Genomic DNA, 11,466 nt, shown 5'->3' with positions numbered 1-11,466 from the left:
GGACATGGCGAATTCGCCGATTGTGGCGTTGTGGCGCGAGGGAAAGCTGCCGATCGAGGACGCGATCCACCATGCCTCCGGAGTATCCCGCGAACTGGACGTGAACCCGGAGGCGCCGGGGGGATTCGAGCTCGGCGACGAGTTCGACTTGGCGGAGATGCTCGCCGACGACCCCGGCTGGGTGTCGGACGTCGACATCACGAACGAGACCCCGATCCCCGGCGGGTTTCTCGTGCGCGGTGAGGGTTCGCACGGCTCGGAGGGCTTTTTCGGGCGGCTTGACGCCGAGCGGGAACTCGTCTGGGTTGCTTTCCTGACCGAGTCCAACCCATTCGTGGAAACCACCGTCAACGGAGACGTGGCCACCTTCACGTCGAGTTCCGGTGTGTCGATCACCGTGTCCACCGACTGGGGGTCGTGAGTGTTTTCGCCGGTTAGAACCGGCCGTATTTGGTGATCTGCGCGGGTCGTGCTCGTCGGGATCCGCACGAACGGGGCTTTTGTAGCGCTCACGGTGACAAAAGTCCCGTTCGTAGCATGCACGGCGAGGGCCAGGCTGCCGGAGTTTGTGCTGGAGGTGACAAGGGCGGCCCTTGTCACCTCCAGCGTGACAAGGGCCACCCTTGTTTCGCCAGCGAAACCGGCAAAAGGTGCATCGTGGGACGTATTTCGGCTCGTGAGGTGTGATCGGGTGTGCGAGGGGAAGGTTTGCTGCATCTAACGCAGCAAACCTTCCCCTCGCACCAGGCAGCTCCGCGGATTCCGCCGTAGGTGACCAAATACGGGTCGGCCAGAACCGGCCGCAACACTCACGACCCCGGCGCCCGGGCAGTCGCTACTCGTCCTCCGGGCCACGCAGCACCCAGTGTTTGCGGCGCTGGACGTAGCCGACCGCGGAGACCACCAGGATGCCGAGTGTCACGTAGAGGCTCGGCCGCCCCACGGCCGGATCCCGCGCGGTCTGGACCGTGACGAACGCCAACGCCACCAGCGCGAGCACCGGGGCCACCGGGAACCACGGCATCCGGTACTGCGCGTGCGTCGTGGTCCCGTTGCGACGGCCGGCGAGCGCGGCCACGCACAGCGCCGCGTAGACGACGATCAACGACGAACCGGTCACCACCAGCAGCAGGTTCAAGTCCACAAAGCACACGACGGCCGACAGCGCGCCGACCACCAGTGTGGCCACCCACGGCGTGTGGAACTTCGGGTGGATCGTGCCGAGTGCGCGGCTGATGGGCTTGGGCCATACGGAATCCCGTGCGGTGCTGAAGAACAGGCGCGCGGTCAGCAACAGGATCGCGAGGACCGCGTTGATGATCGCCAGCGCCACCACGAGACTGATCACCGTGTTCAGTGCGGAGCCCGCGCGTTCGGTGATGAAGTACTCCATCATGTTCGGCGCGCTGAACAGGCCGTCCAGCGAGGGCGCGCCGAGCAGGACGGCGGCCACCGGGACGATCTCGGCGACGACCGTGATCACCAGTGCCCACAGGATCGCGCGGGCGATCCCGCGTGAGGCGTCCGCGGTCTCCTCGCCGAGCACGACCGCGGATCCGTAGCCGTTGTAGGCGAAGATCGCGATCGCGATGGCCGCGCCGATCACGCCGATGCCCACCGCCGCCGGTGGGCTGCCCGCGACGGGTTCGGCGAACAACGGCCGTTCCACGTTCAGGAAACCGAGTGCGGCCACGATCAGCAGCGCGAGGATCTCGATCGCCAGGAAGACACCGGTCACCCAGGCGTTGAGCTTGATGTCCAGCACGCCGAACGCCGCCGCCACCACGACGGTCACCGCGGCCACCACCGGGCCGTTCAGTCCGGGGAACACCGCCGACAGGTAGATGCCCACGCCGAGCGCGATCACCGCGACGATGATCACCTGGGTGACCAGGATCAGGCCCATCACCAGGAAACCCGGCAGCCTGCCGAGTACCCGGCCGACGATCGCGTACTCACCACCGGCCACCGGGTAGGCCGAGGCCAGTTCGGCGTAGACGAACGCCATGAACACGCCGACCACGCCCGCGGCGAGGAAACTCCAGATCGCGCCGGTCCCGGCCTGTGCGACCACCCCTGGCGCGATGATGAAGACCGAGGACGCCGGGCTGATCGCCGACAGCGTGATGAGCAGGGCGCCGAGGACTTTCAGGCCGCGCCGCAAGCGGGGCGCGGCGACGGTGGCTGGCTCGGTCATAGCACACCTCCGGTGCTAGCATTCTTTGAAGATGTATCAAAGAACTACATCGAAGCCCAGTCAAGAGTTGATTTGGTTTTTCGAAGATCGTTCGACAGAATCGTGACCATGGCACGTCCCAAGCGGCAAGAGGCTCGCCGCACGCAACTGGTGGAGGCAGCGCGGCGCGCGGTGGTCGAGCGCGGCCTGGTGGACCTGCGGCTCGGCGACGTCGCCGAGCGCGCGGGGCTGTCCTCCGGCTCGGTGCTCTACTACTTCCCCACGCTGCCCGCCCTGCTGCAGGAGGTGCAGCGGGAAGCGATCGGCCGGTTCTGCACGGCGCGTGAGGAAGCGGTCAGCGACGAGCCGGACCCGCGCCGGAGGCTGCTCGCGATGATCGACAGCGGCTTGCCGGACGGCCCCGGCGACGAGCTGGCCTTCCTGCTCTACGAACTGGGCGCGTTCGCCCGCAAGGACCCCGCCTACGCGGCGAGGTACATCGAGCTCTACCAACGGCAGGTGGCCATCTACGTCGGCATCCTCGAGGCCGGCGCGGCAACGGGGGCGTTTCGCCTCGCCGGCGACGCGCTCACCATCGCCCGCAACCTCGTGACGCTGGAAGACGGATACGGCCTGTACATGACGATGGCCGTGTCCACCTACGAACCCGCCGAAGCGAAACGGCAGATCATCGCCTACGCGACGGCCGTGACCGGATGTGAGCTCCCATGACGCTGAAGACCCCCGCGGGCAAGCCGCGCTTCCGTTCGCTCGGCGTGGATCTGCCCGGCAGGCCGGGGCCGCTCAACGCGATCACCGACGTGCCCGGTGTCGCGGTCGGCTACACCACGCTCGTCTCCGGCGAGTCCGTCCGCACCGGCGTGACCGCGATCCTGCCCCGTCCACATGAGACGGTGGCGCACCCGTGCGCGGCGGGCTGGTACTCGTTGAACGGCAACGGCGAGATGACCGGAACGACCTGGCTCACCGAGACCGGTGCGCTGAGCCTGCCGGTGCTGATCACCAACACGCACGCGGTCGGCCCGTGCCACCGCGGCGTGATCGACTGGGTCGCGGCGAACAAACCGGATGGTGCGCACGAATGGCTGCTGCCGGTGATCGCGGAGACCTGGGACGGATATCTCAACGACATCAACGCCCCGACAGTCCAGCCGGCGCACGCGATGGCCGCGATCGAGGCGGCCGCCACCGGCGCCATCGAGGAGGGCTCGGTCGGCGGCGGCACGGGAATGAACTGCTACGGCTTCAAAGGCGGCAGCGGCACCGCGTCACGGCTGGTGTCCCACGGCCCGCAGGAGTACACGGTCGGCGCGTTCGTCCAGGCCAACTTCGGGTCACGGCGTGAGCTGACCATCGCGGGAAGCCCCGTCGGAGCGTTGCTGGCCGACGACAACCCGCTCGAGGAGTGGGCCGTGGCGCAGGCGGGTGCCGGTTCCGTGATCGTGGTGCTGGCCACCGACGCGCCGCTGCTGCCCGGCCAGTGCACGGCGTTGACCCGCCGGGTGCCGCTCGGCCTGGCCCGCACCGGCACCAGCGGGTCGCACTTCTCCGGCGACGTCTTCCTCGCCTTCTCCACCGCCAACGAGGGCGCGCTGACAAGCGGCTTCCCCGCCGAGTCCGGGGGTTTCGAGACGCTGAGGTTCGTCCCGTGGGGACTGATGGACTCGTTCTACGAGGCTGTCGTCCAGGCGGTCGAGGAGGCGGTGCTCAACGCACTGACCGCCAACGAGACCATGACCGGCAGGGAAGGTCACCGCACGCCACACCTGCCCCGCGAACGCCTGGTCGGGTTACTGCGGCGCTGATCCAGGCGCCGGCCTTACTTCTTGCGTTTGGCGGGGAGGGAGCGTGCGTAGCGGACACCCCGTTCGACCCAGGCGGCGAGTTCGTCGTCGCTGTCGATGGCCGCGGGGTCGACCCTGAGCCAGCCGGTCATTTCACGGCCACCCATGGTCATGTAGTCGACCTGCTCGCTGAGCAGCGCGGCGGCGTCATCGGGATCCACCCTCGCCAGCAGCCCGCCCTTGCCACTGGCCGCGACCGACATGTTGCCGTTGACCAGGAAGGCCAGCCCGCCGAACATGCGCTGTTCCGCCAGGTCTGGCTCGCCGGCGACCAGTTCCCTGATCCGGTCGGCCAGCTCTTCGTCGTAAGCCATCGCCAGATCATCCATCACCCCGACGGCGGTGTCAGCCGAGGCGCTCGACGGCTTCCTTCGCCTCCTTGAGGCCGGCGCCGGTCCGTTCCCGGTACGCCTTGATCGCCTGGATCTTCTGTCCTTTGAGGAGATACGCGTGCACCTCGGGCATCTCGGCTTCCGGTTCGGTGATCCCGAGATGCGCCAGTACCAGGTCCAGCTTCCGCTCCGTCCGGTCGAGGCGCCGTTCGACCCGCGCGACCTGGCGCTGGATCCCGGCCGAGCCGACCCAGCCGACGGCGACCAGTACGACGAGTGCGAGCGAAAGCGTTCCGTAGTCCATGCCGCGATCGTAGTGGCCCGGTACCGCTGAGCGGGATCGGCGAACCACCGTTGCTGAATCAGTTCAGTCACCGTCTGGGGGTCGCTAGGGGGATCTTGAACCGCCGGTCGGTGACCTGGTAGTCATCAGGCATCCGCACTGCCGTCCCCGCGCGACGCCAGCCGTCCGAGCGAGAAGCGAGGCCCATCGTGACGAGCGTATCCGAGGAGAAGAAGGCCGAGTACGGGGCGATGTTCAGCGCCCTCGACAAGGACGGGAGCGGCACCGTCGGCGTGCTGGAACTGCGCGAGGCCATGCGGCGGCTCGGCCTCGACGAGTCGAAGGCGGCGGGCACACTGGCAGGCGCCGATCTCGACGGCGACGGCGAGGTCGACTTCGAGGAGTTCGTCGCGCTGCTGCGCCGGCTCGACAAAGGCGAAGCCAAGAAAGCCGAGCTCCAGGCCATTTTCGCCGAGTTCGACGCGGACGGCGACGGCTTCATCAGCCACGCGGAGTACAAGCAGGTGGTGACCCGGCTCGGCGAGAACATCACCGACGAGCAGGTGTCCGAGCTGTTCGCGCTGACCGACTCCGACGACGACAAGCTGATCACCTTCGACGAGTTCCGCGCGTCCTTCGGCTGACGGGTTCGGCAGGCGCCGGGCATGCCGGTGCCTGCCCGCCACGTCAGAGCATCGCGCGGACGAACTCGTTGAAACTGATGCGGCCGTCACCGTTGCGGTCGGCGATCCGCAGCAGCTGGTCGACCTGATGCCGCGGCAGACCTGACAAACTGAGCTCCGCTCCGGTGATGAATCCGCTGTTGTCCCGGTCGAGCCTGCGGAAGGTTTCCTGGTGCACCTGCATCATCGGCCTGGCGAAGGCGATGAACTCGTCGAGGTCGATCCGGCCGTTGCCGTCCCGGTCCAGTTTCGAGAGCACGCGCCGCAGCTCGTCGTCGCCCAGCTTGGTCCCGCCGGACTCGAGGAACCGGCCGAGTTCGCCGACGTCGATGGTGCCGTCCCGGTTGACGTCGAACTTGTCGAACGCTTCCTTGTACGCCGACCACTCAGCGCTGCCGATTTCCATGCTCTCCCTCTCGCGCCGGAAACACCGGCTTCCAGCGTAGCGAACCTGACGTGAAAGCCCGAGCACTCAGCGTCATCCACTGTCATGGGCTCCAGTGGCGGCCTGCTGGCTCGCGTTCGCGACGTTGGGTCCACAATGGACTCCGGCTGAATGATCGCTTTTCCTGAGCGGGCGAGCCGGACGCGGTAGCATCGACGGGCGGCTGACGTGGCCGAATCGCTGTTCCGCTCTGGGAGGTAGCCCCGATGCACACCCCGTCCGCTCGATCAGTTCCGGAGTCGCTGGACCCCGGGAACCCGGTCAGGGAGGCGGTGCTCCAAGCCGCCGTCGCCCGGCTCGACGAGTATTTCGGCGACCGGGTCCAGGTGGCGGTGGAACAGCTCAACCGCGTCGGGGACTGGGTTTTCCTGCACGGCAGGATGCACGGCGCCGAGGGTGGCCGCCCGTACTACGCGGGCACCATCTACGAGACGCGCAGGCATGACGGCGTGATGTCCGACGTCTACGCCGTGCTGCTCAAGAAGAGCGAAGCGGGACGGCCGGACGACGCGCGGTCCTGGCGCCTGTCCGACTACGCCATCGGCCCGACCGATGTGACCTGGCTGGAGTGGCCGGACCGGCACCAGGCGCCGCCCGCGGTGTTCGGGTTCTGACCGCCCCCTCGGTGGAGGGGGCGGTCAGGATCAGGAGACTCAGCCGGCAGGCGCCCTGAGGATCTTGACCAGGCCCCCTCCGCCACCCATGCTCACCTTCTGTGAGCCGTCGGGGTTGACGTTGTTCGAGCCGATGAACTGACCGTCGCCCGCGTACAGCACCACGTGGTGGCCGCCGTTCGCGATCACCACGTCGCCGGGCTTCGCCTCGGAGAGCGGGATCGACACCCAGCCGTCCGCCTCGAGGTTGGCCGCCAGGCCCGCCACGGACGCGCTGGCCTGGCTCTTGTCGATCAGGCCTGCCGCCTCCAGGCAGCCGGAGACGAAGTTCGCGCAGTTGACGTCGTTGGGCACCCAGGGCTGCATCGCGGGCAGCTCGCCGCTGCGCTTGAGGTCGCTGGCGTTGCGGCCGAGGAACTTCTCCGCGATCTTGGCCGGGTTGTCGCCCCGTGCGTCGATCGGCTTGGCCGGCCGTCCGTCGCCGTGCACCCCGGCGACCGCGCCGCCGCCACCACCGTGGTCTCCGCCGCCACTTCCGCTTCCGTGGCCGACGGGCGTGTGGTGGACGGTCGTGTCGACCGGCGTGGGCGCGGCGCTGCTCGCCTTCGTGCCTTCCTCGGCGGGCAGCAACTCGACGAACCCGCCCTCGATCTGCAGGCCGAGCGGCTTGAGAAGGTCGTCGATCTGCTTCTCGGCCTCGTCGAGGACGCGCTCGATCTCCTCCTTCTTGCCGTTGGAGTCCTTCTCGTTGAGCTGGCGCAGCCGTTCGATGTCCGACGCCGCGGCGGCGATCTCGCTCTCGTCGTCGGTGCTGTTCTTGCGCTTGCGGGCCGCGCCGATCAGCGCGCGGTTGTCCGCGTCCTTGTCGTTGGCCTCCTGGGCGAGCTGGGCGACCTTCTTCTTGACGTCGTCCAGGATCTCGGACACGCGCTGGAGGATGTTCTTGGCCGCCTCGGCCTTGTCGCTGACCTGGTAGCTGGCCTTGCCGAGCTTTTCGAGGTGGTCGGCGACGGCGTCGGCGTCCTTGCCCTCCCAGTGGCGGAGCACGTCGTCGCGGAAGCGCTTGAGATCGTCGCCGAGGTCGTTGGCGCTGGTGGCGGCCGAGCCGACCTTCCTGGCCTGGTCGTTGACCGCGCCCGCGTCGAGCTTCTGCGCCTGCTGGGCGTGCGTGTCGATGGCGTCGAGCGACTTCGGCCGGTCGTGCGCCGGGTCGTCGAGCGTGTGCGGCTTCCGTTCTGCGGTGGTCATCGGTTAAGTCCCCTGGTCCCCGTTCTCAGTCCGAATCAATCCCGCTTGCGGTTGCCCGCTTTGAAGGTGTCGACGCCGTCGTCCTCGTTGCCCTGCTGGAGCTTGGCGGCATAGGCCAATGCCTCGGAAGCGGCGGTCACGAGCTTGGATGCGGCGGCCAGCTCGGCGTTCACGCCGCTGTAGAACCCCTGCGTCGTCTTGCCCGCGTTCGCCGCGTTGCTCAAGGAGCCGTACGCGGTTCCGGGATTGCCGTCGCCCAGGTCCTTGCCCGCCTTGCTGAGGGCGTCCTTGAGCCCGCCGACTTTGCCGGCCAGCGCCGCTATCTGCTCTGGGTCGAATCGGCGAGTCATTTGAGTGGTTCCCTCCAGTCTCGGCGCCTGCGCCCGTTTCTATCGCGAAGCCTAGGAGTTCACACCCCACCGGCGTGCGCGTTTCCCGAAACGGATGACGGCATTCGTGTACATCGACGCACCCGGCCGCAGGATGGTTCCCTGGTTTTCGACGCGAAGATCTTACCGCGTTCACCCGGCAGCGCGGAGAAAGCCCAGGTCACAGCGAAGGAGCGCGCACGCTCCCGTTCGAGATGGCGGCGAGGCCCGCCCAGGTGGCCGGGCTGCTGTCGCCGACGGCCCGCCAGCGCTGCTGTGCCCGGCGCAACGCCCAGGGTGCGCGTGCCCCGGCGGCCAGCTCGCCGTAGAGCCAGCTCAGGATGCGCGCGGTCGCGTGCCCGGCGGCCGGGCCGTCAGGCAGCGGGAAGGTCCCGCCGATCACGGTCGACGCGCCCCGGCAGAGCATGACGGCCGGGATGCCGGTCGGATCGGTGCCGACGCGGCGGTCGAGATCGCCGGAGAAACACGCGCCGACCACCACGGTGCGCGGGAAGCGCATGCTCATCATGCGGCCCGCCGAGAGGCGTTTCGCGCGGGCCGGATCGAGGATCAGCGAATGCGCGAGCCCGGGGCGGTTGTCGCCGTGGACGGACATGGTGAGGACGCTGTACTCGCCGGCGTCGGCCAGCGACCGGACCAGCTCGTCGGCGGTGTCGATCTCCTGGACGCCGCCGGGCCAAGCCTTGGCGAGTGAGGCGCGTTCGAGCGCGAGACCGTCGCCGTCGACGCCGTGGAGATAGCCGACCACCGCGGCGGGCGGTCGTTCCGGATCGTCCTGCCCGAGCAGCGAGCAGGACGGCAGCAGCGCGACGGCCGCGCGGTCACCGATCCTGGTCCCGCTCGCGTCGAGCGCCAATGCCGGCCACGGGACCGTCCACAGCAGACTGTCGGTCGAGAACAGGATGAGCGGGATGTCCGCGTCGGGCGCGTTCGGCGGGACCGCGCGCAGCAGGTCGATCAGGCCGGGCGGCAGCACCAGCGGGGTCAGCGCCGTCCAGTCCCGGCCGTCCGCCAATGCTTGGTACTGAAGGGTTTCCCGCCAGCCGCTCGTCGCCGCGCGGACACCGGCGTCGGCCGGGCGCTGCGCGCCGGACGGCCGTTTCCGGTCGGACTGGCCGGTGACATCGCGGAGCGCGCGGACGGTTTCGGCGTCGAGTTCGTGGCGGTAGGGCACCGGATCGGCGCCCGGCGCCTCCCAGCTGCCGAACAGCGTGGTCACGCCCTCGAATTCCACGAGCCTGAGCTGGATCAGGTGATGCCGGTCGGGGCCGGGGATGTGCCGGCGGGTCCGGTTGCCTTGCACGAGGTTCCGGAACTGGCCGGAGACGGCGACCTCCAGCTTCTCGTACAGCGGCGCCGCGGTCGCGGGCGAGGCGGCCTGTGGTGATTCCGGATCTTCCAGCTGCGACAGGCGTTCCAGCAGGTTCTGCACCACCGGAGGCAGGCTGGACTCGTCCAGCAGCCCGGAGCGGAGAAGTTCCGCGATGTCGCTTTCCCTGAGCATGCGCAGGGTCTGCACGTAGAGATCCGTCGCCTGGCGATCGCCTTTGAGCGCGAGCTGCGCGCCGACCTCGAGCGTGCCGTGCTCGAACTCGGTCAGCTCGTCGATGATGTCCGCCTGATGCTGCCGCCAGCCTCGGCCGACCTTGACCTCGCAGATCGTCCGTAGCAGCTCGACACCCGCGGTGAGCTGGTCACGGGGATCGCCGTCCTCGCGCTCCAGCCCGAAGCGCAGCGAGAGGAGCTGGGCCCGGAGCGCGGCGCTCGCGTCGGCGGGCAGGCGGCGCAGCGCCTCACCGACCAGCCGCCTGACCTCGTCCAGCCTGCCCTCGCCCGCGGCCGCGAGCGCCTGGTAGTGCATCGACTCGACGATGAACTGCGTGAGCTTCCACTTCTCCGCGAGCTTCATCGCTTCGCGGGCGTGTTCGCTCGCGCGGGCGTTGCGGTCGACCATCAGGTGCGCTTTGGCGAGGTCCAGCTCGACCCGGAGCATCGTCTGCCGGTAGGCGCCGTGCTTGTTGATCCGCCGCACCTCTTCGAACACGGCGATCGCCGCGTCGTACTCCTCCCGGTCGTGATGGATCTGGCCGAGCTGAAGCTTGGCCTCCCCGGCCGCGGCCATGTTGGCCGACGTGCGCTGATTCGCGCAGATCGTGTCGAAGAACTCGACGCTCTTCAGCGCGCTCGGCATCGCGACGTCCGTCCGGTGCAGCATCCGCGCCGCCCGCGCCCGGTGGAACTCGACCTGGGCGCCCAGCCCCGGGATCTTCGCCTCCGGACGGACGCTCAGCTCGTCGAGGATGAGCATCGCCTGTCCCAGCTCGCCTTGCTGCACCAACCCGTCCGAGCGCTGCAGCTCCCGCAGGAACTTCTCCGACGCGGCGAGCGCGGCGGGTGTCTGGCGCATGCCCAGCTTGGGCCCGAGCCAGCGCTCGAAGACGGTCTGCGCGACGTAGGACAGGACGAGGGCGACGAGCGCCAGCATCCACCAGGAGTTGAACATCAGGCCTCCGCCGCCTTTTTCGCCTTTTTCAGCGGCACATACTTGCCGTGCACCGCTTTCACGCTGGCACGGGGAATGAGCACGAAGTCCTGTTCGCCAGCGGTGCGAGGCACGTCGCCTGGCCCCGACACCGCGATCGGGCGCTGCAACACGATCGCGTCGCGCGCCGGATCACCGTCCACGGAGACGGACCGGAACAGCCCTTCGATCAGCCTGCCGTCGTCGACTTCGACGGCCAGGAACACCGGCAGCCCATCACGTTTCGCCGACAGCACCCCGGACCACACGAGCCCCTGATGGATCCGGGTGGGCTTCTTGCCGAGCACCCGCACCCAGAGCCGTCCGCCGCCGACCGCGAGCGCCAAGCTGAGCAGCAGCACGAGCAGCGCGGAGACGACCACGCTCCACGCCTTCGGCCGCAGCAGCGCCGGATCACCGACGGCTTCGTCGAGCGAGAGCAGACCCGGGATCACTTGTCCCGCACCGAGAACGACAACCAGTGCGATCGCCGAAGTCAACGCGCCCGCCGTCGCCATCTCGACGACCTCGGCGACGGTGCTGCGGCTGTCCCTCGGCAGGAACCGCGCGAGCATCCGGTGGTACACCAGCCCCGGCGACAGCGCGGCGATCAGGAACACGAGCCCGGCGAGTGTGCTCGGCGGCATCGCGGTCAGCTGTGCGCGTTCGGATCCGGCGGCGGGGTCGCGAAGGGATCGGGGAGCTCGAACGCCTCCTGCTGTTCCTCGTCGACGTAAGAGCGCCACTCGGGGTCGGGGAGCTCCGCACTTTCGGTCATGGTGAAGCCTTCCTCAGCGAAGACCGGTTCGATCGGAGTGCAGGTCGCGGAACGGCGGCGCGGCGTTACAAGGTCGTCGTGAGTGTTGCGGCCGGTCACGGGTGACAAGGGCGGCCCTTGTCACCCAGAGCG

At 68.7% G+C, this 11,466-nt stretch carries 14 protein-coding genes; 5 read left to right on the top strand and 9 right to left on the bottom strand.

What is annotated here, in order from left to right; translation table 11 throughout:
• The first annotated feature begins 4 nt into the window (after positions 1-4).
• A complete protein-coding gene (locus BLV57_RS21520) occupies positions 5-421 on the top strand; it encodes a hypothetical protein (protein WP_143047112.1) in 417 nt (138 codons plus the stop codon).
• 414 nt (positions 422-835) lie between these two features.
• Here BLV57_RS21520 and BLV57_RS21515 read toward each other — a convergent pair whose 3' ends face one another.
• Complete coding sequence (locus tag BLV57_RS21515) at positions 836-2,197, bottom strand: APC family permease (RefSeq protein ID WP_091291424.1); 1,362 nt, start codon at positions 2,195-2,197, stop codon at positions 836-838.
• Between the two features lie 108 nt (positions 2,198-2,305).
• Between BLV57_RS21515 and BLV57_RS21510 the strand changes: the two genes are divergently transcribed.
• Both BLV57_RS21510 and BLV57_RS21505 read left to right on the top strand, forming a co-directional pair.
• On the top strand, positions 2,306-2,908 hold the full coding sequence (locus tag BLV57_RS21510) for a TetR/AcrR family transcriptional regulator (protein ID WP_091291980.1): 603 nt from the start codon (positions 2,306-2,308) through the stop codon (positions 2,906-2,908).
• Positions 2,905-4,002, top strand: coding sequence for a DmpA family aminopeptidase (locus BLV57_RS21505; protein ID WP_091291422.1), 1,098 nt, complete (start codon positions 2,905-2,907; stop codon positions 4,000-4,002). The genes BLV57_RS21510 and BLV57_RS21505 overlap by 4 nt, the downstream gene beginning before the upstream one ends.
• 14 nt (positions 4,003-4,016) lie before the next feature.
• Here BLV57_RS21505 and BLV57_RS21500 read toward each other — a convergent pair whose 3' ends face one another.
• Together BLV57_RS21500 and BLV57_RS21495 are read right to left on the bottom strand one after the other, a co-directional pair.
• Positions 4,017-4,355: a TfoX/Sxy family protein gene (locus tag BLV57_RS21500; protein ID WP_091291979.1), complete on the bottom strand. Its 339-nt coding sequence runs from the start codon at positions 4,353-4,355 to the stop codon at positions 4,017-4,019.
• Positions 4,356-4,386: 31 nt separating this feature from the next.
• Positions 4,387-4,677, bottom strand: a complete 291-nt coding sequence (locus tag BLV57_RS21495; protein ID WP_091291421.1) for a ribosomal protein L7/L12 — start codon at positions 4,675-4,677, stop codon at positions 4,387-4,389.
• Positions 4,678-4,865: 188 nt separating this feature from the next.
• Between BLV57_RS21495 and BLV57_RS21490 the strand changes: the two genes are divergently transcribed.
• Positions 4,866-5,300 carry an EF-hand domain-containing protein gene (locus BLV57_RS21490; RefSeq protein WP_218134853.1) on the top strand — a complete coding sequence of 145 codons (435 nt, stop codon included), beginning with the start codon at positions 4,866-4,868 and terminating at the stop codon, positions 5,298-5,300.
• A gap of 43 nt (positions 5,301-5,343) precedes the next feature.
• Here the strand turns inward: BLV57_RS21490 and BLV57_RS21485 are convergent, their stop codons facing one another.
• Positions 5,344-5,745, bottom strand: a complete 402-nt coding sequence (locus BLV57_RS21485; protein WP_091291419.1) for an EF-hand domain-containing protein — start codon at positions 5,743-5,745, stop codon at positions 5,344-5,346.
• A 245-nt stretch (positions 5,746-5,990) separates the two neighbouring features.
• On the opposite strand from BLV57_RS21485, the gene BLV57_RS21480 reads away from it, so the two are divergent.
• Positions 5,991-6,398 (top strand): hypothetical protein, encoded by a 408-nt coding sequence (locus BLV57_RS21480; RefSeq protein ID WP_091291418.1) that lies wholly within the window; start codon positions 5,991-5,993, stop codon positions 6,396-6,398.
• 39 nt (positions 6,399-6,437) lie between these two features.
• Here the strand turns inward: BLV57_RS21480 and BLV57_RS21475 are convergent, their stop codons facing one another.
• From BLV57_RS21475 to BLV57_RS44235, 5 genes are all read right to left on the bottom strand, one after another.
• Entirely contained in the window at positions 6,438-7,646 is a 1,209-nt protein-coding gene (locus tag BLV57_RS21475; protein WP_091291416.1) for a peptidoglycan-binding protein, read from the bottom strand.
• 35 nt (positions 7,647-7,681) lie between these two features.
• Positions 7,682-7,996 carry a hypothetical protein gene (locus BLV57_RS21470; RefSeq protein ID WP_091291414.1) on the bottom strand — a complete coding sequence of 105 codons (315 nt, stop codon included), beginning with the start codon at positions 7,994-7,996 and terminating at the stop codon, positions 7,682-7,684.
• A 199-nt stretch (positions 7,997-8,195) separates the two neighbouring features.
• Positions 8,196-10,538: a CHAT domain-containing protein gene (locus tag BLV57_RS21465; protein ID WP_091291412.1), complete on the bottom strand. Its 2,343-nt coding sequence runs from the start codon at positions 10,536-10,538 to the stop codon at positions 8,196-8,198.
• Entirely contained in the window at positions 10,538-11,203 is a 666-nt protein-coding gene (locus tag BLV57_RS21460) for a DUF6338 family protein (RefSeq protein ID WP_091291410.1), read from the bottom strand. Before BLV57_RS21460 ends, BLV57_RS21465 begins: the two co-directional genes overlap by 1 nt.
• Positions 11,204-11,208: 5 nt before the next feature.
• Complete coding sequence (locus BLV57_RS44235) at positions 11,209-11,334, bottom strand: hypothetical protein (protein ID WP_281244422.1); 126 nt, start codon at positions 11,332-11,334, stop codon at positions 11,209-11,211.
• Positions 11,335-11,466: the final 132 nt, after the last annotated feature.

The organism is Amycolatopsis xylanica (assembly GCF_900107045.1).
In the GTDB taxonomy this organism is placed as follows: Bacteria; Actinomycetota; Actinomycetes; order Mycobacteriales; family Pseudonocardiaceae; genus Amycolatopsis; species Amycolatopsis xylanica.
This window is presented reverse-complemented; position numbering and strand designations above follow the sequence as displayed.